Source organism: Shewanella sp. MR-4 (assembly GCF_000014685.1).
In the GTDB taxonomy this organism is placed as follows: Bacteria; Pseudomonadota; Gammaproteobacteria; order Enterobacterales; family Shewanellaceae; genus Shewanella.
On the sequence record NC_008321.1, the window covers coordinates 1,397,032 to 1,417,751 of the forward strand.

Below are 20,720 nucleotides of genomic sequence, written 5' to 3' on the forward strand. Positions count from 1 at the left end.
ACTATGGAAATCACTGAGTTATTAGCCTTTAGTGTAAAACACAAAGCCTCGGATCTACACCTCTCTGCAGGGATATCTCCCATGATCCGTGTCGACGGTGAAGTGAGAAAAATAAACCTGCCCGCGCTCGATCATCAGGGTGTACACAGCCTTGTGTACGACATTATGAATGATAAACAGCGTAAGGACTTTGAAGAGCATTTAGAAATCGACTTTTCGTTCGAAGTCCCTAATTTAGCGCGTTTCCGTGTGAACGCCTTTAACCAATCCCGCGGCGCTGCGGCGGTGTTTCGTACCATTCCCAGCGAAATTTTGTCGCTCGAGCAGTTAGGGGCGCCTGAGATTTTTAAGAAAATTTCCAGCTTTCCCCGCGGCTTAGTGCTTGTTACTGGGCCTACAGGTTCGGGTAAGAGTACCACACTTGCGGCCATGGTGGATTACATCAATGAGAACCGCCACGACCATATCTTAACCATTGAAGATCCTATCGAATTCGTACATCAGAATAAGCAATGTTTGATTAACCAACGGGAAGTGCATCGTCATACCCACAGTTTTAACGCGGCGCTGCGTAGCGCACTGCGTGAAGACCCTGACGTAATCCTCGTCGGTGAGATGCGTGACCTTGAAACCATTCGTCTGGCGATGACGGCGGCCGAAACGGGTCACTTAGTCTTTGGTACCTTGCACACCACCTCGGCGGCTAAGACCATCGACCGTGTGGTTGACGTTTTCCCTGCCGGTGAAAAGGACATGGTGCGTACCATGTTATCTGAATCATTACAGGCGGTTATTTCGCAAACCCTGATTAAGAAAATCGGTGGTGGCCGTGTGGCTGCCCACGAAATCATGATGGGTACTCCCGCTATCCGTAACCTTATCCGTGAAGATAAAGTGGCACAGATGTACTCAGCCATTCAAACGGGGATGGCCCATGGCATGCAAACGCTCGAACAGTGTCTGCAAAACTTAGTGAACCGTGGCCTCATCACCCGTGAGGATGCCATGGCGAAGAGCTCAAACAAACAAGCGACGTTTTAAGGATTTATGATGGATGTCCGTCCGTTTTTAAAAGTCATGGTGGAGCGTAAAGCCTCGGACTTGTTTATTACCGCAGGTTTTCCGCCTAGCGCCAAAATCGATGGTGAGTTACGTCCGTTAGCCGAGAGTGCCTTCACGCCCGCGCAATCTTTGGATTTTGTCGAGTCCGTGATGACCGAGGCACAAAAGAAGGAGTTTCACACGACTCGCGAGTGTAACTTTGCTTTTGCGGTTAAGGATTTAGGTCGTTTCCGCGTCAGCGCATTCTGGCAGCGTGAATCTCCTGGATGCGTAATGCGCCGGATTGAGACCAAGATCCCTGAGGTAGAAGACTTAAAACTGCCACCGATTTTAAAAGATCTGGTGATGAGTAAACGGGGTCTTATCATCATGGTTGGGGGAACGGGAACCGGTAAGTCGACCTCCTTGGCGGCGTTAGTGGGTTATCGTAATGCCCATGCCCGTGGTCATATCCTCACCATCGAAGACCCGGTGGAATTTGTGCACGACCATCGCAAAAGCATCATCACTCAACGTGAAGTGGGTATAGATACAGAATCCTTTGATGCGGCGCTGAAGAGTTCGCTGCGTCAGGCGCCCGATGTGATTTTGATTGGTGAGATCCGTACTCAAGAAACCATGGAGTTTGCGCTTTCTTTCGCCGAAACGGGTCACCTCTGTATGGCGACACTGCACGCGAACAACGCTAACCAAGCGTTAGATCGGATCATGCACTTAGTGCCAGAGAGTAAACACCAGCAGTTGTTATTCGACTTGTCACTCAACCTGCGCGGCATTGTGGCGCAGCAACTGGTGCCTAAAGTCGATGGCACAGGACGACGGGCGGCGATTGAAGTCTTGATCAATACGCCACGTGTCGCGAGCTTGATTGCTAAAAACGAGCTGCATTTGCTCAAAGAAACCATGGCCAAATCGAATGAACAGGGCATGCAGACCTTCGACCAAGCCTTGCTGCAACTCTATATCGATGGGGAAATCAGCTATGCCGATGCGCTTCACCATGCTGACTCGCCAAACGACTTACGTTTAATGATCAAACTGCAAAATAAAGAGCCTACCAGTTCAAGCTTTATGGAAGGCGTGACCTTGGATATGGATTAATCCTGTCTGCGGTGATGTTAAAGCAGCTCCCTTGAGCTGCTTTTTTTATCGCTTAAGCCAATCGATAACTCGCTGTAGCTTTTATTTTTTTATTCAATATGATCTCTATATTAGTGAGTGACGTAATAGAGAATAACGAGTTAGCCAATCTTGGCGCGCCCAATGAGAAGGACATTATGATGAAACTCCCCTTAGTTATCTTTGCTAGCCTGTTAAGCACTAGCGCATTTGCGGCAACTTGCCCGAGTTATCTGGGTGTTGAAGTGCGTAAATTGCACTCGGATGAGAAGATTAATCTGTGTGAATTGACTCAGGGCAAGCCAGTGTTACTGGTCAACACTGCGAGTAACTGTGGCTACACTCCGCAATTTAAGGCCCTCGAAGCGCTTCATAAAGAATACAAAGACAAAGGCTTAGTGGTGATTGGTTTCCCTTCCGATGACTTTTTCCAAGAGGAAAATGATGAAAAAGACACGGCTAAGGTGTGCTACATCAACTATGGTGTTACCTTCACTATGCTCGCGACATCGCCCGTGCGAGGCAGCGATGCTAACAGTGTATTCAAATACTTAGGAGATAAAGCTGGCTCGCCTAAGTGGAATTTCTACAAGTATGTCGTCAGTGGCGATGGCAATACTGTGCAGCAGTTTAATTCTAAGGTGAAACCCGATAGTGCCGAGCTTAAGCAGGCAATAGAATCAGTGCTTTAATGCCCAATTTATTCATTTTACTCATGTTAAGAGGCTACTTTGGCTAGGTTTTCAGGATTATCAAAAGAGATGGGTCACGCAAAGCGTGGCAAAGTGGGTGTGTTGTTACTTAACCTTGGCACACCCGATGCGCCAACAGCATCGGCGGTGAGGCGTTACCTTTCCGAGTTTTTATCCGATCCTCGGGTGGTCGAAATTCCAAAACTCCTGTGGATGCTGATTTTACATGGCATAGTGCTGCGCGTTCGCCCTGCCAAGTCTGCGGCGCTCTATCAGAAGGTCTGGACTGAAGCGGGTTCACCACTGATGGATATCAGCTTGCGCCAAACCGCTAAGTTATCAGAAAAATTAACGGCCGATGGGCATCAAGTATCAGTACATTTAGCCATGCGTTATGGCAATCCTTCTGTGGCGAGCACCTTACAAACGATGCATCAACAGGGGATTGATAAGCTGGTGGTGTTACCGCTCTATCCGCAATATGCAGCGCCGACAACCGGCTCGGCCTTCGATGCTATTGCAAGGGAATTAACCCAGTGGCGCTATCTACCATCGCTGCATTTTATTCACACGTATCATGATAACCCCGACTTTATTACCGCATTGGTGAACTCAATTCGTGCCGACTTTGAGCAACAGGGTAAGCCGCAAAAGTTAGTGCTTTCTTACCATGGTATGCCGGAGCGTAATCTGCACTTAGGCGATCCTTATTATTGCTTTTGCATGAAGACCACCCGTCTGGTGGCCGAGCAATTAGGGCTTACAGCGGATGAGTTTGTGATGACTTTCCAATCTCGCTTTGGTAAGGCTAAATGGTTACAACCTTATACGGATGCAACCATGCAGGCGTTACCAAGCGAAGGTGTACGTGACGTGGCGATTGTGTGCCCAGCGTTTAGTGCAGATTGCTTAGAGACCTTAGAAGAGATCGTGGGTGAGAATGGCCATATCTTTGCTAATGCTGGCGGGGAGAAGTTCCGTTACATTCCGGCACTGAACGATAATGATGACCATATCAGCATGATGGCTAACTTGGTTAAACCTTACCTGTAAGGTTTATAAGTGCAGAAATAAAAAAGGATAGCTTAGGCTATCCTTTTGTTTTTATGATTTATTATTCACCGAAATGATTTTCAAAATAGCTTTCGACAATCAATACGGCTGACACTGCATCGACTTGACCTTTGGTGAGGGCTTTAAAGCCGCCGAGTTCAAATAGCCGAGCTTTTGCATCTGTGGTGGTCAGTCTTTCATCTTGAGTGACAATTTTGACCCCAAACTTAGCGTTCAGTCGGTTGGCGAACTTTCTCGCCCTGTGGGTCATTTCCTGCTCTGTGCCATCCATATTGAGCGGTAAACCTACGACGACTAAATCGGGTTGCCACTCTTTAATGAGTTTGCCAATTTCATCCCAATTGGGAATACCGTCGACGGCTTTTAGGGATAGCAGTGGTGTGGCGCTGGCGGTGATTTGTTGCCCTATGGCGACACCAATACTTTTTGTTCCAAAATCAAAACCTAAAACGGTTTTTGCGTTCATCTGTATATTCACTCGTCACAATAAAATCGGCTAGGCGTGGCCCGCCTGTGATGACAATTGCCAAGCATCAAAGCCGAGCGCACGGCTCGCTTGTTGCCATCGATCCTCGTGTTTGACATCGAAGAGCAGGGCCTGATCGGCAGGGATAGTCAGCCATGAGTTATCGGCCAGTTCTTGCTCCAGCTGGTTTTTGCTCCAACCCGCATAACCTAATGCCACGATAAATTTTTCTGGCGAGCGCTCGCTGCCAATCGCCGTTAGTACATCCCTTGAGGTGGTGAGCATGAGGCCAGAGCTTAATTCTGTACTGTTGGCCCAATAGGGCTGAGATGTATGCAGGACAAAGCCTCTATCTTGGGAAACGGGGCCGCCCATTAACACCTGCGCGCCCAGTGCCAGATCGGTAGACACTTGCTCAGCGGGTAAATCCATCTGCTCGAGCAATGAGTTCACTTCAATGCCCAGCGGTTTATTAATCACGAGCCCCATGGCGCCTTTTTCATCGTGCTCACATAGATAGATGACGGTGCGCTCAAAAAAAGTGTCATCGAGCGACGGCATGGCGATTAAAAAATGGTTCTGCAAACTCTCCATTAAATGCTCCGTTCAGCCCACAGGCGTTGACCAATAGATTAAATCCAGCGGCTTAGGCTGGTGGCGTATCAACCGCCGGCTAATTTGACTTTGTAGTTTTGTTTTTCGAGCAGTAGTTTTAGTTGCTCACGATTGTCGGTTTGCACTTCGATAGTGAAATCTTTGACTGTGCCACCACAACCACATTGTTTTTTAAGGGTTTGTGCAAGTGCTTTTAAGCCCACTTCATCAAGTCCTAGGCCTGAAATGACCGAGACACCTTTACCTTTGCGGCCCTTGCTGTCTCTGTGGATACGTACAATCCCATCGGATGCAGGGATAGCTTTGGCTTCTGGCTCGGCAGTAATGCGGCCCTTATCTGTGCTGTACACTAAGGAAACGTTGGGATCTACTCTCATAAGTTATCTTTTATCTGAATATACGCCGTTTAAGTTTACCAAACTCAACGTCTTTCGGGGAGGTAAAAAAAGGCCACTGACAGAGACTGAAAGTGGCCGAAGGTCAATGCTAGCTCTTTGCAGGGAAGTAGCATGTTTAAAAAGCAGACTTAGAGATGCTGCAATACCACAGCGATTAATGCCAATGCGGTGAGTAGGGCGCAGGGCATGATAAAACGATGCAATTTAGGGAGGGCGATTAAGCAAGCGGTGGCAACAAACCCAAAGGCGGCAACCGTCGTATAATTCGCACCGTTTGACACAGTCTCAAAGACGAGCCAACTCAATACGACTAAAGGTAAAAAAAGCAACATCATGGGGAGATGAGGTGTGAGCTTACTGTTATGGGTATCGGCTGAGACTTTTTGCGGTGCGAACCAGAAAATCGCCGATGCCACAATCAATGCGCTAATGAACCAGTACATGTTATTTATCCCTTAATCGTCTTAAGTGATAATCATTATCATTTAAAGCGATTACTGAAGTCAAGCTGAATAACACACTGCTTTTTCATCATATTGAGTTGTAGAACCGTCCATTGCTCTGTAAGCTAAATTTATTTTCGGCTTATTTGTGTTCGATAAGAACGACCAAGGAAATCACCATGAAAAATATAATTGTAGGTTTAGCCGTACTGGCACTGAGTGCCTGTAGTTCGCTGAAGTCGGGTTGGGATTTTGACCCTAGCGCCAATTTTACTCAGTACAAGACCTATGCGTGGGTCGCACAAAAGACCGATGCTTCGGGTTATCACCTCGATGGTTTAATGGATCAGCGCGTGCGAGATGCGGTGAATTCTCAGCTTTCATCTAAGGGCATGACCTTGGTTGATGCGAAAGATGCCGATGTATTAGTGAACTATCTGACCAAAATCGATAAGAAGATTAATGTAGATACCTTCAATACCAATTTTGGCTATAACCCTTACTATGGCCCAGGTTGGGGCTGGGGCGGTAACATGCAAACCCAGACCACAGTCAGAGAATACGAAGTTGGCACCCTGATCATTGATTTAGTTGATAACAAAACAGCTAAGTTAATTTGGCGTGGCTCAGTAGCTGATACTATCCGTGATAAAAATACTCCTTCGGAAAGAGTACAGCTGATCAACGAAGCAGTCGGCAGCGTGATGGCGAATTTCCCGCCAAAGCCTGAAAACAAATAATTTACTTTTAGTCTAAAAAAGCGGCCCTTTGGCCGCTTTTTTGTGGCCAAAATTTAGACTTGAGTGTCTCTAAAATGAATTATTCGTAAATAATCCAATTTTAATTGATTTTGCTTTATTAAAACTTATCAAAAAATAAGCTTAATTGAATGTGGTTATCTGCAGGTTGTTAGTTAATGTATTGTTATTGAAGGAATGTGGTGTAACGCGATATAGAAAAGTAGAAATGACTAATGCACAATCTCTACCGATAGATTAAATATTCTAATGACAAAATTTAAATAATCTCATTATTCTAACTCGGAATTATCAGGCAAAATCCGTTCTTTATGCATGGGTAATAAGTAGTTTAAATGCAAGAAGCGCAATTTATCGGATTATTATGGCTGATTGGAATTTTGGCCGAGGCCATGACTGGGGCATTAGCGGCTGGCCGTAAACAGATGGACTTATTCGGCGTGGTTATCATTGGCTGCGCAACGGCGATTGGTGGTGGCACCCTAAGAGACATGCTGCTTGGAAATTACCCTTTGATTTGGGTCGAAAATGTCCATTATCTGATCGCGATTGCATTTGCCTCTTTGTTAACGGTTGCGATTGCGCCAGTGATGCGTTACCTGTCTAAATTATTTTTGGCCATTGATGCCTTGGGTTTAGCCGTATTCTCGATTGTTGGCGCACAAAAAACGCTAATGTTAGGGTTTAGTCCAACGATTGCTGTGGTGATGGGACTCGTCACTGGGGTATTTGGTGGGGTGATCCGCGATATTCTCTGTAACCAAGTGCCTTTGATTTTTAAGAAAGAACTCTATGCGGTGATTTCACTCTTTACCGCAGGCTTATATATCACGCTCAACGCCTATCAATTGGCGGAGTGGATAAACCTAGTGGTCTGTTTAACGCTGGGCTTTAGCTTGCGAATGTTAGCACTGCGTTACCATTGGTCTATGCCAACCTTCGACTATCAAGCCAACGGCGACCAGCATACTCACTAATAAAAATGGGGCATTAAATGCCCCATTTTTATGCTTATTGCTGTGCTTGAATGCTTTTTAACGCTTCAAGCGCGGCGTCGTAATTGGGGTGTTCGGTAATATTGGGCACCAGTTCTTGGTATTTAAGCTGACCTTCGGCATCGATAATAAAGATGGCCCGAGCGAGCAAGCCGTAATCTTCAATCAATAAGCCATATTTCTCGCCAAAATCACGCCACACTGAGTCGGAGAGGACTTTGATTTTGTCGACATTCTCGACCTTACAGAAACGTTTTTGCGCAAAGGGCAAATCTGTACTGATGGTCAGCATGACGACATCATCGGAAAAATGACTGACTTCGCTATTAAAGCGCTTTGTTTGCAGCGCACAGACGCCGGTATCTAAACTGGGCACGGCACTGATCAGCACGGTTTTCCCTTTAAAGTCACTTAAACTAATAGGGGTAAATTGTTCGTCGACAACTTTAAAGCGTGGCGCCATTTGCTCAAGCTTGGGTAATTTCCCGGCGAGAGTGACAGTCTTGTCGCCCATCATCACTTGGGTTTTCTCGTTGGCGATAGCACTAGGGCTGAGGACCATTAAACTAAAAATACAGCCAGCGGCTAGAAATGAAACATACTTTTGCATTTTCTCTCCCTTACTCAGGTATGTTGTGCACATGGGGTTAAGGTACGACAAAACCTAAGGTATCACCATAAAAAAGGCCGGTATTTACCGGCCTTATAATGTTATTGCTGATTATTTGCTCTCTGGCAGTTGCTTCACATGAATATCCATTTGTGGGAATGGAATTTCAATGTTGGCTGCATCGAGTGCATTTTTGATTTGTTCTAAAATTTCGAAACGTGCTGTCCAGTAATCGGCAGTTTTAACCCAAGGACGAACCACAAAGTTGATTGAAGAATTCGCCAACTCAGAAAGACCTACGGTGTAACCTGGCTCTTTCAGTACGTATTGGTTGTTATCTAAAATCTCTGTTAATACTTTTTTGGTTTGAGCAATATCCGCTGAATAAGACACGCCAACTACTAAATCGATACGACGATTTTCTAACGCAGAGTAGTTTGTGATAGTGCCATTCATGATTGAGGAGTTTGGCGCCACAATCACTTTATTATCTGGTGTGCGTAATTTGGTTGAGAAAATGGTGATTTCATCAACAGTACCAGCAATACCCGCCGCTTCAATATAATCACCTACACGGCATGGACGGAATAGCACCATTAATACGCCTGAGGCAAAGTTAGACAGAGAACCTTGCAGTGCTAAACCTACGGCTAAACCAGCAGCACCGATAACCGCGACTAGAGAGGCGGTTTGTACGCCGATTTGGCCTAAGGTAGCGATAATGGTGAACACAAACACCACGGCCCAGGCTAAGTTAGCCACAAAAGACACCACTGTTGGATCAATCTTGCGGCTGTTAAGTAACTTGCGTACTAACCTTTGTGCGACGCCAGAAAAATATTTACCGACAAAGAAAATAATCAGTGCAAATAAGATCTTTAAGCCATAGGTCATGACTAGATCCGGTGCCTGCTTTAATAAACCTTCGAGGTTTTCCATTAAATTACTCCCTAAAAATACGCTAACAAAACTAGTTATTATTGACGATAAATTGAACTCGTCGATTTAATCTGCGACCTTCGCTGGAATGATTATCCGCAACCGGTTCAGATATACCTTTACCGATAACGGTAAAGCGATTTGGATTGAAGCCGTAGTCCTCAACCAAAATTCGTTTCACATTTTGTGCCCGTCGTAGCGACAACTGATAATTAAACTCTGGCGTACCGACAATATCCGTATGTCCCACTAAAGTTAATCGAGTCTCAGTATTCGCGTCTAAAAAAGCTTTTACTAAGGCTAAAGCTTTCCATTGCGATAAATCTACTTCGGCGATAGCAAACTCAAAATACACAATGGCGGTCTCAATATTATGACAATCAGCGGCTGAATAAGTACTAGGGTCATTGAGATCACATTGAATACTGCTGGCTTTCTCTTCGGCTTGATAAACACAGCCATTGGCCATCACTGTGGTGTTTGCTGGTGTGTTCGGACAGGCATCTTTAATATCAGGGACGCCGTCTTGATCTGTATCTTGCCATGCATAAGCAGGCAAAATCAGGCTTAAACTCAGTGCTAAACACGTTAATTTAATCCATTTCATTACGGATGTTTTCACCACAAATCACCTTGTATTTTATCTTGGATAGTTAAAACCACTAAGAGATTTGCATTGCATTAGCATGAGCATCTTAGTCGGGTATTTTATCTATTTATCGGCCTAACGCCAAGTTTTGCCCGTTATTTGATACAAATCAATTGCATCAGTGTAGAGAACATCGGCTCCTTGTCGATTTTATCGGCAGATATAAAGGCAAACTATACAAATTTTTCCTTTGAGGCTAGAGTCGCACTAGCGCTCTATATCAGCGTTGGGGATAGGCAGAAGAAGTCGAGGACAAGATGATAGATTTACGCAGTGATACCGTGACCCAGCCAACAGAGGCGATGCGCTTAGCCATGTCGAGGGCTGAAGTAGGTGATGATGTTTATGGTGATGATCCGACCGTCAACAGCTTGCAAGATATGGCCGCCGAGATGTTTGGCTTTGAGAGTGCGCTGTTTACCGCATCTGGCACTCAGGCCAATTTGCTCGCGCTGATGGCACATTGTGAACGTGGAGATGAATATCTGTGCGGCCAGCAGGCCCATAACTATAAATTCGAGGGCGGTGGTGCGGCGGTACTCGGGAGCATTCAGCCGCAACCGCTGACCAATCAGCTGGATGGCACCATTGCCCTGACCGATATTGAAGCGGCGATTAAACCCGATGATATTCACTTCGCGCGCACGCGCTTATTGAGCCTAGAAAACACTATCGGTGGCAAGGTATTACCCCAATCCTATCTTGCTAATGCGCAGGCGCTGGCATTTCAGCGTGGTTTAAAAATTCACTTAGATGGCGCTCGGGTTGCTAATGCCGCCGTGGCCCAGGGGATTGGGATTGCCGATATTGCGGGGCATTTTGATTCTGTCTCCATCTGTTTATCCAAGGGGTTGTGTGCGCCTGTTGGCTCACTGCTCCTAGGTGATGAGCGCCTAATTAAAAAGGCCACGCGCTGGCGTAAAATGCTGGGCGGCGGTATGCGCCAGGCGGGGATATTAGCGGCTGCGGGTAAATTAGCCCTCACCGAACAAGTTGAGCGATTAGGGGAAGATCATGAGAATGCTGCGTATTTTGCTCAGCAATTAAGTTTGTTGAGTGAGTTTGAAATCGATTTGGCCGCCGTACAAACCAATATGGTGTTTGCAAACCTCGCGCCCCATGTCGATGAGCAAGCCCTAGCGAAACGTTGCTGTGAGGCGGGGATCCTCATCAGCCCTAGCCGTACTCTGCGCTTTGTGACCCATAAAGATGTCTCGCGTCAGGACATTGATAAAGTGCTGCAAGTGTTTAAATTACATTTGCAGGTATAATCGGCGTGACGCCCAAGTGAAAGCTTGGGCTTTTTTATACCTCTGGCTTGCAATATCGCGGATTTAAAATCAAAAGTCGAATTGTGAGCCAGATGATAGGCGAATCTTTTTAAGCCTATCTATACTAAAAACAACAAGTTCACATCATTGAGGTCATGCTGGGTTGAAACCTAACAATAATACTAATAAAGGGGTCGATTATTGGACAAAACGGATCAGTGAATTGGAAATGCCAGCGCTCTGTTCCACAGTCCAAACGTTAGAAAAGCTTGCCAAGGATGACGTGTCGTCTCTCGCCTTACTCGGGCGAAGCGTGATGCACGATAACGCCCTCACATCCCGCATCTTACGGGTCGCCAATAGCGCGATTTACCATAAGGGCAGCACTCAAATATCGACAGTGAGCCGAGCAGCGATAGTGCTAGGGTTTGATGCCGTGCGTAATATCTGCATTACAGCCCAATTATTATCGAGCCTTTTAGAGAGCAAGAATCTTGCCCCCACCGTTTACCAACGACTTATCAAATTAATGGCGAAGGCATTTCAAGCCGCTATGTTAGCGCGGATGATGCTAAGTGATTATGATGAGGATATTCAGGAAGAAGCCTTTATTGCGTCTTTGCTTTACCACATAGGTGAGAGTGCTTTTTGGAGTATCGGTGGCGAGTTTACCGAAGTTTTGGACAGTCAGCTCTCAGCCTGTGACACTCCCGCCGATGAGCGCAGCATTATTCGTGAAGCCTTAGGCACCTCATTTTCGCAGCTGACGCAGAGTATTGCGCGCCACTGGGGATTAGGGGAGTTATTGATCCAAGCGGTGAATTATCCTGACGACCAACGTCCTGAAATTCGCTCGATTTTTCTTGCCGATAAGCTTTGTGAAATTCTCTCCCAAGAGGTGATAGATAAAACCGAGTTGGATAAGCGTATCAGCCAAGCCGCTCATTTTACCGGATTGGATGAGAAAGAATTAACCCTGAGAATGCAGCGCTGTACCAAGGCAACCCATAAATTAGCCGAAGCCTATGGCGCCAAGGTGTTGATTGACTATCTGCCCGATCCTAAGCGCATCAATAAGCTTGAGCCTAGTGTTCCTGCAGTTGAGCTCCCCGTGTTTGAGGCCAATTTAACTGTGCAATTGGCTAAGCTACGTGAACTCACCGCCTTTGCGATCAACAGAGCCGATTTCAATCAAATCATGCAAACCGTGCTTGAGGGAATTTTAGAAGGGGTCGGCGTGGACCGCTGTGGGGTTTTACTCTTATCGCCCAGCCGTAAACAGCTTCAACCTAGGATCATGCTTGGCAGAGATGCCGAGGATATGAAGCAGCAATTTATTATCGACCTGAGCGATAAGAAAGGGTTATTTCCGCAGGCGATGGAACATAAGGAATGTCTGTGGATTGATAACCCGAATGCGAAAAAGTGGCTAGAGCAATGCAAAGAATTAAAGACTCAGTTGCCGGAGTCTGGGTTTTTGGTGGCGCCACTGTTGGTCGATAGTAAAGTGATCGGTTTTTATTACGCCGATAAGGGGCCTTCACAACGAAGCTTTAGCGAAGTGGATTTTCAAGCCTTTATCCACTTCTCGCAGCTGGCCAATGTGTGTTTTACCGTGTCGCTAAAATAGCGACTTACTGAGCGTTTTTAATTTCAGCGGTAATGTGTTTGGCTATCGCATTGGGGATGGGAAAGCTCAAATGGTATTGGGCAATTTTCCATTCCCCATTGGTCTTGATTAGGGTGCCAGTACCGCGACTCACACCGTAACTTGGGCTGTTGAGTAGTTCATCGAACAGGATCACATCACCATGCTGCACTAAATGGCGCGAAGTTAAATCGTAACGCCAACCTTTGGTCGGACGTGAATAGCGTTCAAACTCGGCCATGCCCCAACGTTCTGTCGCGTCTGTTCCAATAAAAATGCCATCCTGCCGATAGAGGGCGAAATACTTATCCCAGTCGGCACTACTCGAATATTGATTCAATTTATCCAGCACTTGAGCGGCCGTTTGCTCATCGCTCAATGTTGCTGTGGTTTGTTCGTTGGCATTAGCATTTTGTGCACCAAAGAATAAGGCGGCAAGCAGAAGCAAACTGGTGCCAAATATTGCGAGACTATGTCGAGCGTTAGCCGAATGGGATTGGTACTCTGCGTGAGTGGAGGTTGTCATCGAAAATTCCTTATCGTTATGGTTATTAGGCTAATCGCTATGTTAATTAGATCAACGCCAGTTTATCGGATCGAGTTGATAAAAATGGCTCAACTCGCGATAAAGAGCGGGATGTTCAAGATTAAGCGCTTCTGGCTTTTCAAAAAAGACCTCGGTCACCACGGCAAAAAATTCCGCCGGATTGGTCGCCCCATAGTAATTAAATAGGGAAGGACGGCCAAGGGCGGCAGCTTGGACTAATTCATTAAATGCCTGACTGAATACGCTCGACCAGGACAGGTAATCCTGACGGTGTTGTAAAATCGGCGCGCCATTGGCATGGCCATCTTCTTGATCTAATTGATGGGCAAACTCGTGGATCACTACATTGTTGCCATCATGGGGATTCGCTGCGCCTTCGAGAGTATTCTTCCATGACAGTATCACTTGGCCTTGCTCCCAGGATTCTCCCGCCAGCACATTGCGTTGCTCCCAGATTAAGCCTGCGGGATCTTGGCGTTGACTGTCGACAATAAAGGCGTCGGGATAGACCAAAATCTGCCTAAGATTGGGGTAAAAATCAGTGTTGCGATTAAGGAGTAGCAGGCAGGCTTGGGCGGCAATAGTGACGCGAATTTCATCGGTTATCTGTAGTCCATCGCAACCGACGAATCGTTTCTCATCCAAAAAAACTTGGATGTGGCGCTTGAGTTGTAGTTGAAGATCCGCGGGTAAGGCGTGGAAGTAGGGCAATCTCTTTTTCAAAATCGCTCGCCAAGCCTTAGGAAATGCGCTGGTAATCACGCGCTTTCGGTGAAGCGTTTTGCGCCAGCGGCTCGAGGCCAGCCAAGCGATAGCACCGAGACCCAGCGTTAAGATAATGAAGACTGCGAGCATGAATTCCTCAGTGCAATATTTTCCTTAGGTATATTAGCTAATGGGGATTCAGTGAGGTGAACTCAATCCTTGCCTAAAAATAAATCGATACAGGAGCTTATAGGTTACGAAATTCAGGGTGTCTCAAGGCTATTGTGCGATTGCGTCCGGCTTGTTTGGCCTGATACAGGGCTTCGTCCGCATCAGAGATAACTAGATTGGCATCGAGTGACTGTGCTGGTTGCCAGCAGGCGACCCCTAAACTAATGGTCACTACTCCCGAGTGTGACGAGCTCTGGTGAGGGATGGCTAATTCCATGATGGTTTCGCGCAGGCGCTCGGCAATTCTATAGGCGTCTTCACAGTGGCTCGAGGGCAGTAGTAAGGTAAACTCTTCACCGCCATAGCGGGCGAGGATATCGGTTGGGCGTTGCAGAATCGATTTTGCGGCATCGACGACTTGTTTTAAGCACTGATCGCCAGCGACATGACCATATTTATCATTGAATTCTTTAAAGTTATCTATATCGAACATCACAACACTGAGGGGCATATTGTGATCGTTGGCGTAACTCAATTCCTTCTTGATTTGGCTGTCGAGGTAGCGGCGGTTATAGCAGCCGGTTAAGCCATCGGTTTCCGCCATGGCTTTCACTTGGGCGGCGTAGGTTTTTAGGGTTTCGAGCGAGCTCACCATTTGTTGTAGCTCTAAGTTATCGGTAATGGGCATTTCGGTGTCGAGTCTTTCGTTAGCGATGGCATTCATTGCATCCCGAGTAGCGATAACGGGTTTGATAATGCCCTTGGCGATAAAATGCCAACTGATCACCCAGATAAAGAAGCAATACACTATGCCGCCACAAAAGATCAGGATGACAAAGGCGGTGCTGTCGCTGTTAAGGTTCGTTCCTGCAACTTGGATCTCGTCTTCCACATGATTAACTAACACTTGGGTAAAGCTGGCGATCTCCCTCGCTGCATTGGCTTGATAGCCAAAATGCGCATTGGCAATTTGAGTGCTTTTTAAGGCATTACGGGACAGTTCAAACAGATTGTCATTGCCAACCATGTTTTGTTTTATTTGAGATAGCCAGTTGAGATAAATCGTATTATCTGGCGGTATTGAGGTGGCGACGGCTTCCATTTCGATAAAAAGACGCATGGCATCCCGTTGAAGCTGGTTGAGGCCTATGCTCGTTTGGGTATTTTTGACTTCATTGAGCAGTACAAATAGGTGCTCACCTTGATGCAAATAGTCAGAGATTTTCTGATGTTCATTGAGGTTATAGCTTATCCCGCTGAGATTGTGCTGTGCAATAAGTTGAGCATTACGTTTGTGGCTTAGGTCGAGTTGCGCTTGCATCTCGTCGGAAAAGGCCGATGACATACCCGCGAGGTTCGTCTGAATATTTTGCGCCTGTAATTTGGCCTGTAATGCGCTGTCGGTTAGCGTATCGAGCAGAGGCAGTTGCTGCTGAAAGTACAGCTGGGTATCAATCGTTCTATTGAGTGTCTCATGTATATTGGGTGTGTTTTCGAGGCTCAATAGGACTTTTGTGTCTTGTAACAGTTGCTCCCATTGATGGGTTAGCTCCTGGAGTAAGCTGAGTCGCTGCTGCTCAGTGTCATAGTGATTCAGTTCGGTGGTGATGATTTGCAGTCTTTCGCTATTCTTGGCTAATTGCAGTGCAGTGGTGACTTTGACGACATCGCTGTTGACCAATTGCTCTATTTTGGTTCTTAACTGTTGTGACAATAGGATGGCGATAATGCCATTGAGCAGTGCCATGCCTAGGATGATGTATAAGGCCAGCGCGATTTTATGTTTTAGACTGGTGAGTCGCTTAACATTCATTGGTTATTTTTCTTATCAATTGCAGGCACTTCCCCATAGGTATTCTGCAGGTGTTTAATTTTGCTGCTTAACTCAATAAAAATATCGGTACTGTTGGCTTCGTGTCGGCTTGCTGCATAACAAGCATGACTTAATTCGGGATAAATCTGCCCCATAGCGGTAGTGGTAAAGTGTCCTACTTCCAATACTTTAGTAGACCAAAATAAGTTAGCAATTTGGCTCGCCTCAAAGGCGCCAGCAATGGATCTCTTAGAGGCTTGTTTAAATTCTGGCGCTGTGACCACATCCATTCTGCAGGGATTGCCGCCGCCGAGGGCGTAGGCATATTGGGCTTCATAGGTGCCCATGTATTTGAGTAACCAATAGGCGGCTTGCGGATTTTTACTGTCGTAGCTCACGGCAAAAGCGTAGGCACCGTTATAGGGCATGCCGCCAGGCACTTGAGCCACGCCAAGCCGAGCGCCTGGCACATTGGCCTCGACTTTAAAGGAGACCGACCAGAGATTGTTGTAGGCAAAGGGCCAAATCGCCACTTGTCCGCTTGCCAGTGCATTGGCCGCTTCATTGAAGGCAAATTTATCATCCGCCGGAATGGCGTAAGGCATTAGTTTTCGATAGATAGCGCTTGCCTTTATCGCCTCTTGGTTGACTGCGGGCACTTCGAAGTGGGTGATCTGCTTTTGCGGATTATAGACGGGCCACATCCAAGCGCCCCCTAAGCTCCAAATGATGCTCGAAAATTCATCGTTAATATGGGGCTTGTTGCCAGACATTAATGCCAAGCCATAAAAGTCGTGGCTTAAGGGCTTGCCCGCAAGCAGTTCGCCTGCTTTTCGGGTAAAAAATACCGCTTGGTCCTGTAGTTCATCGAAATTAGTCGCGGGTTTGAGTGGGTAACCAAAGCGTTGCTGAAACTGAGCTTGTTCGGTTTTATTCTCAAATAAATCCGCGCGGTAATGACTCCCCATCACATAGTTATTGTAGGGAATAGCGTGTAACTCACCGTGATAGGACAAAATATTCAGCAAGGATGGGTAATATGGTTCGAGATAGCTTTCCATCGCTTTTTCACCGTCGGGATCGTAGAGTTTTGCGAGTTCTAATAGGGGGACGGTATAGCCATTGGCGGCCCACTCTTTTGCCCAGCCGGCTTCCATGGTTAGCAGATCATATTTTCCTTCGCCTTGCAGCAATGCATGGGTCTGTAGTTCGAACATGCCTTCCAGCTCGGTACTGACCACATTGACTTTAACGCCGGTTTTTTCGGTGAACTTGGGTAACATTTCCTGCGTTAGGTAGTCAGTCCAAAAGCCTTTTTCGGCGACTAAGGTGATGGGCGTTTTGTTCGTGAGGGGGGGAATTTGTGCCAAGGAAAATTCCGCTAAGGCAGGTGCTGCTAGCGTGAAACCCAGTCCGACAAGTAAGAGTGACAAAGGTTTTAACAAGAATAACCCCTCGGATACAAGTGTTAACATGCTAATAAGTAGCATTAATCATCTCGACTGTACAATAAGGATAGGCTTGATAAAAAACTATGTCTTAATTTTTGTAGGGTTTTGAGGCGAAAAAAAACGGTGATCGAATTAACTTGGATCACCGAAAAAGGTTGGGAGATGGCGCGATACTAAGATTTTTTTATTTGCTGCTCGCGCATCTGCCGCAAGGCGGTGGGCAAGGCATAATGTTGTTCAATCAAAAAACGGATCAATTTCGATTTGGATATGTCACTTTCTTCAGAGAGCTTGGCTAAATGGCTGATCGCCGCTTCACTGAGGGAGAACGTCGCTTTTCGGTAATGTGGCCGCTCCTCTTCAATACTCGCATCGAGCAGTCTGGTTGCCGTTTGTGGTCGATGTAACGTCACCACATTGGAAGAATCCAGCGTGACTTCGACTTGGGCTTCTTTGACTAAATCGACCGCAACGGCAGAGCCCGTGCTCGGAAGGCGGGTCTCTCCCATAGCATAAAGGGTTGCGGCATCAATAAACTCATCGAGGGAGAGGGGCTGCGCGCCACCCCTAGATGGCATAGCGTTTTTCTTGAGGTCGCTGAGTCCCATATTGTCCTCTCAGGTGATTTGGCTGAGGTTGATTGATAGCACTGCGTGATGCGGCCATTGGCGTGCTTGGCCTGAGTAATGCCGTTAATGAGGCGGCGCAGTCAACCTGGAACATTTCGCAGGCAATGGCGCGGATTTCGTTGGCTGCCTTGCCGTTGGGCTCAATCTCCATCACGGATAATCCCGATTCTTCGCTATCATCATAGATGTTACGGCTGTAGGTGATCGCATCTAAAACATTGATATCGTATGTTTTACAGACTTCTTTTGCCTCTAGAATGCGGTTTGCTTGATTCGGCAGGTTAGGGCATTGAGTGATAACGAAAGAGGCATGTAATTTGGGGTTAATCATCTTACAAGTGGCGACGATATCATCCATATGGCTCACTGTTTTTAAGTCGCGGCGTTTTGGTCGTAGCGGCATCAAGATATGCGAAGCCACCGACATGGTCGCCCTTAATGCGAGGTTATCCTGTCCACCACAATCTACGAGAACGAAGTCATAGTGCTGCTCTAAACTCAGCAAGTCATTACGGATTTTGCCGTAAAGTTGCACACAGTTGATGCTAGCAAGTTTTGGATTGTTGTTTCTGGCTTGGATCCAATCGGATGTGGTGCGTTGTGGATCGCAATCCACCATGATGACAGAGGCACCACATTCAGTGGTGAGAAATACTGCGATATTTTGTGCGAGGCAACTCTTACCGCTGCCGCCTTTTTCGCCGCCGACTAACACTATCATGACGAATTCCTCAATGCTTAGGGTATCACTTGGGCGGCTGTTATAAGTGTCGAGCTTTTACCGCACCTTGTTGTCATAAATGAATGTAAACCCTATGTTAATTGAGGTCAATTAGCTGATTTTTGACGTTTTTTTATAAAATGTCGCGCGATTATTATTTGACGTTACAGTGACGTGTGCCGTTTATTTGACTCTTATATCGAGCAAAGATAAATGAGGCTGATTTGTGATTAATTACATGATTTAAAATGCTTTTGTGATTCTTTTGGGCGTATTTAAGTCAGCGTCACTACTTGAGTCGAGTGCAACGATTGCCTCAGTCTTAATTCTTATATTTCTTTTATGAATATAATTTTTGGTATTTATTCTTAAACATTATTGAAAACTTGTTCTTTGCTTTATGATTTTCAGTCGAAAGTTGTCTTGTTGCTGTTCTGTATGTCATCAAATTGCCACCTAATTCAGTTAGGATTTTCCTATTATGCCGTCTAATCACCTCGATTTTTCTACCATTCGTGAAGGGATGCCAAAATGGATATTAAAATGCTTATGCCTATTGAATTTGAGTTGGTTGAATCTGCACCTTTATTTCATGAGCTGCTGAATCTACGCGATGCTGCGGGGCATCCCTCTATCGGTGTGGAAATAGGGGAGGGTCATCCGTTACAGCCTTTATATTGGGTGTCGATTCGGGTGACTGGGGAACAAGAGAAAAACTCGCCGTCAATCATCGCGACCAGCTGCGTGTATGGCGGTAAGGCTAACCATTTGGCGATTGAGGACTTTATTGTTTTACCTGAATATCGCCATTTAGGCTTGGCCAGCATCATGTTAGAGCGGGTGATGACTTTCGTTGATGAGCATGCAACGCTTGGCACTTGCGTCAGTATTAATGTGCATGGCGAAGAGGAAAGGCTCTGTAGCGATTATGGTTTTGTGTATTCCCCCTGCGCCAATCTTGGGCCGAACATGCGAAAAATGTATCTTTAGCATTGCCATATTCAGGATAAGTTGACGGCTTATCCTGAATTATTGGGTCTGTATGGCGGCATTATCCGCTTAAGTAAGCTTTACTCGACACCTTTATCATAGATTTTAGTCGCTTGTTACCTATCTACTTCACTTAATCTGAGTCTATTGATTCGAATCATTAACTTTAGGCATTTGTCCGTCAATAGCGTAGCATCCACCTATTAGTGTGTTTTTTGTTTGAAGTGGTAATGCAATGGATCAACAACAGCTTATCGATGCCGTCAATCAGGTGATGCCCTTTGGCAAATATGCCGGTCGCCGCTTACTCGAATTGCCCGAACCCTATCTAGTGTGGTTTCATCAACAGGGGTTTCCGAAGGGAAAGTTAGGTGAGCAGTTAGCGCTGATTTATGAGGTAAAACTCAACGGCCTTGAGGGCATGTTAAAACCGCTATTGAAATGAGTTCCCTACTGAGCGATAAAAATCCTACTTTTGCGATAAGTGTTGTATTTCGTGATAGAGATTGGCGATTTATTACCTATGGCATGTTTTAATGCCGCATATTAGTAAAACACAAGGAACACAAGGAACAAAAGGCATGATGGCAAAATTGGTAAAATTAGCGGCTGTAGCAACATTAGCGTTAGGTATGTCAAGTGCTTGGGCACAGGGCGTCGTTCATGAAGGAACTGTGGTTGATACCATGAATGGTGGCGGCTACACCTATGTTCAAATTAAAGAAGCTGACAACACGTTTTGGGCCGCTGGCCCAGAAGCTGAAGTCAAGAAAGGCGATAAAGTGGCCGTGGTTGAGCAAATGTGGATGAATCAATTCACCAGCAAAACCTTAAACCGCACCTTCGACAAGCTGTTGTTTGTTGGTCAAATCGAGAAGAAATAATCGATGTCTTAGCAACATCCATGTTGCGATGAGTTCCTAAACCGCCTCGCCTTGTTCGAGGCGGTTTTGT

General features: G+C 46.2%; 24 protein-coding genes. 11 read left to right on the forward strand and 13 right to left on the reverse strand.

Translation table 11 applies throughout. The features are described 5' to 3' along the window. Positions 1-3 precede the first annotated feature (3 nt). The 4 genes from SHEWMR4_RS06285 (at position 4) to hemH (ending at position 3,926) form a co-directional block, all read left to right on the forward strand. Positions 4-1,041 (forward strand): type IV pilus twitching motility protein PilT, encoded by a 1,038-nt coding sequence (locus SHEWMR4_RS06285; RefSeq protein ID WP_011621982.1) that lies wholly within the window; start codon positions 4-6, stop codon positions 1,039-1,041. A 9-nt stretch (positions 1,042-1,050) separates the two neighbouring features. Continuing rightward, entirely contained in the window at positions 1,051-2,163 is a 1,113-nt protein-coding gene (locus SHEWMR4_RS06290) for a PilT/PilU family type 4a pilus ATPase (protein ID WP_011621983.1), read from the forward strand. A 176-nt stretch (positions 2,164-2,339) separates the two neighbouring features. Next, positions 2,340-2,873: a glutathione peroxidase gene (locus SHEWMR4_RS06295; RefSeq protein WP_041408729.1), complete on the forward strand. Its 534-nt coding sequence runs from the start codon at positions 2,340-2,342 to the stop codon at positions 2,871-2,873. Positions 2,874-2,942: 69 nt separating this feature from the next. After that, the gene (gene hemH / locus SHEWMR4_RS06300) at positions 2,943-3,926 is read left to right on the forward strand and encodes a ferrochelatase (protein ID WP_011621985.1); all 984 of its coding nucleotides are present in this window, start codon (positions 2,943-2,945) and stop codon (positions 3,924-3,926) included. Between the two features lie 61 nt (positions 3,927-3,987). Here the strand turns inward: hemH and ruvX are convergent, their stop codons facing one another. The 4 genes from ruvX to SHEWMR4_RS06320 all read right to left on the reverse strand — a co-directional run bounded on the left by ruvX (position 3,988) and on the right by SHEWMR4_RS06320 (position 5,869). After that, positions 3,988-4,413 (reverse strand): Holliday junction resolvase RuvX, encoded by a 426-nt coding sequence (gene ruvX / locus SHEWMR4_RS06305; RefSeq protein ID WP_011621986.1) that lies wholly within the window; start codon positions 4,411-4,413, stop codon positions 3,988-3,990. 30 nt (positions 4,414-4,443) lie between these two features. Next, positions 4,444-5,007: a YqgE/AlgH family protein gene (locus SHEWMR4_RS06310; RefSeq protein WP_011621987.1), complete on the reverse strand. Its 564-nt coding sequence runs from the start codon at positions 5,005-5,007 to the stop codon at positions 4,444-4,446. 68 nt (positions 5,008-5,075) lie between these two features. Continuing rightward, positions 5,076-5,405, reverse strand: coding sequence for a stress response translation initiation inhibitor YciH (gene yciH / locus SHEWMR4_RS06315; RefSeq protein WP_011621988.1), 330 nt, complete (start codon positions 5,403-5,405; stop codon positions 5,076-5,078). Between the two features lie 149 nt (positions 5,406-5,554). After that, complete coding sequence (locus SHEWMR4_RS06320; RefSeq protein WP_011621989.1) at positions 5,555-5,869, reverse strand: hypothetical protein; 315 nt, start codon at positions 5,867-5,869, stop codon at positions 5,555-5,557. 179 nt (positions 5,870-6,048) lie between these two features. Here SHEWMR4_RS06320 and SHEWMR4_RS06325 point away from each other — a divergent pair, with 179 nt between their 5' ends. Continuing rightward, the gene (locus tag SHEWMR4_RS06325; RefSeq protein WP_011621990.1) at positions 6,049-6,609 is read left to right on the forward strand and encodes a DUF4136 domain-containing protein; all 561 of its coding nucleotides are present in this window, start codon (positions 6,049-6,051) and stop codon (positions 6,607-6,609) included. 353 nt (positions 6,610-6,962) lie between these two features. After that, positions 6,963-7,604 (forward strand): trimeric intracellular cation channel family protein, encoded by a 642-nt coding sequence (locus SHEWMR4_RS06330; protein WP_011621991.1) that lies wholly within the window; start codon positions 6,963-6,965, stop codon positions 7,602-7,604. Positions 7,605-7,638: 34 nt separating this feature from the next. Here SHEWMR4_RS06330 and tpx read toward each other — a convergent pair whose 3' ends face one another. The 3 genes from tpx to SHEWMR4_RS06345 form a co-directional block, all read right to left on the reverse strand. Then, positions 7,639-8,232: a thiol peroxidase gene (gene tpx, locus SHEWMR4_RS06335; protein WP_011621992.1), complete on the reverse strand. Its 594-nt coding sequence runs from the start codon at positions 8,230-8,232 to the stop codon at positions 7,639-7,641. 111 nt (positions 8,233-8,343) lie between these two features. Beyond that, the gene (locus SHEWMR4_RS06340) at positions 8,344-9,171 is read right to left on the reverse strand and encodes a mechanosensitive ion channel family protein (RefSeq protein WP_011621993.1); all 828 of its coding nucleotides are present in this window, start codon (positions 9,169-9,171) and stop codon (positions 8,344-8,346) included. Between the two features lie 31 nt (positions 9,172-9,202). Next, positions 9,203-9,778 (reverse strand): OmpA family protein, encoded by a 576-nt coding sequence (locus tag SHEWMR4_RS06345; RefSeq protein WP_011621994.1) that lies wholly within the window; start codon positions 9,776-9,778, stop codon positions 9,203-9,205. A gap of 299 nt (positions 9,779-10,077) precedes the next feature. On the opposite strand from SHEWMR4_RS06345, the gene ltaE reads away from it, so the two are divergent. Both ltaE and SHEWMR4_RS06355 read left to right on the forward strand, forming a co-directional pair. Continuing rightward, the gene (ltaE, locus tag SHEWMR4_RS06350; RefSeq protein WP_011621995.1) at positions 10,078-11,091 is read left to right on the forward strand and encodes a low-specificity L-threonine aldolase; all 1,014 of its coding nucleotides are present in this window, start codon (positions 10,078-10,080) and stop codon (positions 11,089-11,091) included. A 163-nt stretch (positions 11,092-11,254) separates the two neighbouring features. After that, on the forward strand, positions 11,255-12,721 hold the full coding sequence (locus tag SHEWMR4_RS06355) for an HDOD domain-containing protein (protein ID WP_011621996.1): 1,467 nt from the start codon (positions 11,255-11,257) through the stop codon (positions 12,719-12,721). A 4-nt stretch (positions 12,722-12,725) separates the two neighbouring features. Here SHEWMR4_RS06355 and SHEWMR4_RS06360 read toward each other — a convergent pair whose 3' ends face one another. The 6 genes from SHEWMR4_RS06360 to SHEWMR4_RS06385 form a co-directional block, all read right to left on the reverse strand. Then, complete coding sequence (locus tag SHEWMR4_RS06360) at positions 12,726-13,265, reverse strand: nuclear transport factor 2 family protein (RefSeq protein ID WP_011621997.1); 540 nt, start codon at positions 13,263-13,265, stop codon at positions 12,726-12,728. 51 nt (positions 13,266-13,316) lie between these two features. Then, complete coding sequence (locus SHEWMR4_RS06365) at positions 13,317-14,141, reverse strand: zinc-dependent peptidase (protein ID WP_011621998.1); 825 nt, start codon at positions 14,139-14,141, stop codon at positions 13,317-13,319. 97 nt (positions 14,142-14,238) lie between these two features. After that, positions 14,239-15,975: a GGDEF domain-containing protein gene (locus SHEWMR4_RS06370; RefSeq protein WP_011621999.1), complete on the reverse strand. Its 1,737-nt coding sequence runs from the start codon at positions 15,973-15,975 to the stop codon at positions 14,239-14,241. Further along, the gene (locus SHEWMR4_RS06375; protein ID WP_011622000.1) at positions 15,972-17,465 is read right to left on the reverse strand and encodes an ABC transporter substrate-binding protein; all 1,494 of its coding nucleotides are present in this window, start codon (positions 17,463-17,465) and stop codon (positions 15,972-15,974) included. Before SHEWMR4_RS06375 ends, SHEWMR4_RS06370 begins: the two co-directional genes overlap by 4 nt. Before the next feature lie 134 nt (positions 17,466-17,599). After that, positions 17,600-18,034, reverse strand: a complete 435-nt coding sequence (locus SHEWMR4_RS06380; protein ID WP_011622001.1) for a hypothetical protein — start codon at positions 18,032-18,034, stop codon at positions 17,600-17,602. Continuing rightward, complete coding sequence (locus tag SHEWMR4_RS06385) at positions 17,994-18,776, reverse strand: AAA family ATPase (RefSeq protein WP_011622002.1); 783 nt, start codon at positions 18,774-18,776, stop codon at positions 17,994-17,996. The genes SHEWMR4_RS06380 and SHEWMR4_RS06385 overlap by 41 nt, the downstream gene beginning before the upstream one ends. 531 nt (positions 18,777-19,307) lie before the next feature. On the opposite strand from SHEWMR4_RS06385, the gene SHEWMR4_RS06390 reads away from it, so the two are divergent. From SHEWMR4_RS06390 to SHEWMR4_RS06400, 3 genes are all read left to right on the forward strand, one after another. Then, positions 19,308-19,766 carry a GNAT family N-acetyltransferase gene (locus SHEWMR4_RS06390; protein ID WP_011622003.1) on the forward strand — a complete coding sequence of 153 codons (459 nt, stop codon included), beginning with the start codon at positions 19,308-19,310 and terminating at the stop codon, positions 19,764-19,766. A 235-nt stretch (positions 19,767-20,001) separates the two neighbouring features. Continuing rightward, complete coding sequence (locus tag SHEWMR4_RS06395; RefSeq protein ID WP_011622004.1) at positions 20,002-20,211, forward strand: DUF3820 family protein; 210 nt, start codon at positions 20,002-20,004, stop codon at positions 20,209-20,211. Between the two features lie 136 nt (positions 20,212-20,347). Then, complete coding sequence (locus tag SHEWMR4_RS06400) at positions 20,348-20,650, forward strand: hypothetical protein (protein ID WP_011622005.1); 303 nt, start codon at positions 20,348-20,350, stop codon at positions 20,648-20,650. Positions 20,651-20,720: the final 70 nt, after the last annotated feature.

Excerpts from the sequence above, each read along its gene's own strand:
- SHEWMR4_RS06380 (WP_011622001.1), bottom strand. The coding sequence starts at position 18,034 with ATGGGACTCAGCGACCTCAAGAAAAACGCTATGCCATCTAGGGGTGGC.
- SHEWMR4_RS06365 (WP_011621998.1), bottom strand. The coding sequence starts at position 14,141 with ATGCTCGCAGTCTTCATTATCTTAACGCTGGGTCTCGGTGCTATCGCT.
- ruvX (WP_011621986.1), bottom strand. The coding sequence starts at position 4,413 with ATGAACGCAAAAACCGTTTTAGGTTTTGATTTTGGAACAAAAAGTATT.
- yciH (WP_011621988.1), bottom strand. The coding sequence starts at position 5,405 with ATGAGAGTAGATCCCAACGTTTCCTTAGTGTACAGCACAGATAAGGGC.
- hemH (WP_011621985.1), top strand. The coding sequence starts at position 2,943 with ATGGGTCACGCAAAGCGTGGCAAAGTGGGTGTGTTGTTACTTAACCTT.
- SHEWMR4_RS06320 (WP_011621989.1), bottom strand. The coding sequence starts at position 5,869 with ATGTACTGGTTCATTAGCGCATTGATTGTGGCATCGGCGATTTTCTGG.
- SHEWMR4_RS06330 (WP_011621991.1), top strand. The coding sequence starts at position 6,963 with ATGCAAGAAGCGCAATTTATCGGATTATTATGGCTGATTGGAATTTTG.
- SHEWMR4_RS06375 (WP_011622000.1), bottom strand. The coding sequence starts at position 17,465 with ATGCTACTTATTAGCATGTTAACACTTGTATCCGAGGGGTTATTCTTG.
- SHEWMR4_RS06370 (WP_011621999.1), bottom strand. The coding sequence starts at position 15,975 with ATGAATGTTAAGCGACTCACCAGTCTAAAACATAAAATCGCGCTGGCC.
- SHEWMR4_RS06390 (WP_011622003.1), top strand. The coding sequence starts at position 19,308 with ATGGATATTAAAATGCTTATGCCTATTGAATTTGAGTTGGTTGAATCT.
- SHEWMR4_RS06360 (WP_011621997.1), bottom strand. The coding sequence starts at position 13,265 with ATGACAACCTCCACTCACGCAGAGTACCAATCCCATTCGGCTAACGCT.
- SHEWMR4_RS06285 (WP_011621982.1), top strand. The coding sequence starts at position 4 with ATGGAAATCACTGAGTTATTAGCCTTTAGTGTAAAACACAAAGCCTCG.
- SHEWMR4_RS06290 (WP_011621983.1), top strand. The coding sequence starts at position 1,051 with ATGGATGTCCGTCCGTTTTTAAAAGTCATGGTGGAGCGTAAAGCCTCG.
- SHEWMR4_RS06340 (WP_011621993.1), bottom strand. The coding sequence starts at position 9,171 with ATGGAAAACCTCGAAGGTTTATTAAAGCAGGCACCGGATCTAGTCATG.
- tpx (WP_011621992.1), bottom strand. The coding sequence starts at position 8,232 with ATGCAAAAGTATGTTTCATTTCTAGCCGCTGGCTGTATTTTTAGTTTA.
- SHEWMR4_RS06400 (WP_011622005.1), top strand. The coding sequence starts at position 20,348 with ATGATGGCAAAATTGGTAAAATTAGCGGCTGTAGCAACATTAGCGTTA.
- SHEWMR4_RS06325 (WP_011621990.1), top strand. The coding sequence starts at position 6,049 with ATGAAAAATATAATTGTAGGTTTAGCCGTACTGGCACTGAGTGCCTGT.
- SHEWMR4_RS06295 (WP_041408729.1), top strand. The coding sequence starts at position 2,340 with ATGATGAAACTCCCCTTAGTTATCTTTGCTAGCCTGTTAAGCACTAGC.
- SHEWMR4_RS06395 (WP_011622004.1), top strand. The coding sequence starts at position 20,002 with ATGGATCAACAACAGCTTATCGATGCCGTCAATCAGGTGATGCCCTTT.
- SHEWMR4_RS06310 (WP_011621987.1), bottom strand. The coding sequence starts at position 5,007 with ATGGAGAGTTTGCAGAACCATTTTTTAATCGCCATGCCGTCGCTCGAT.
- ltaE (WP_011621995.1), top strand. The coding sequence starts at position 10,078 with ATGATAGATTTACGCAGTGATACCGTGACCCAGCCAACAGAGGCGATG.
- SHEWMR4_RS06345 (WP_011621994.1), bottom strand. The coding sequence starts at position 9,778 with ATGAAATGGATTAAATTAACGTGTTTAGCACTGAGTTTAAGCCTGATT.
- SHEWMR4_RS06385 (WP_011622002.1), bottom strand. The coding sequence starts at position 18,776 with ATGATAGTGTTAGTCGGCGGCGAAAAAGGCGGCAGCGGTAAGAGTTGC.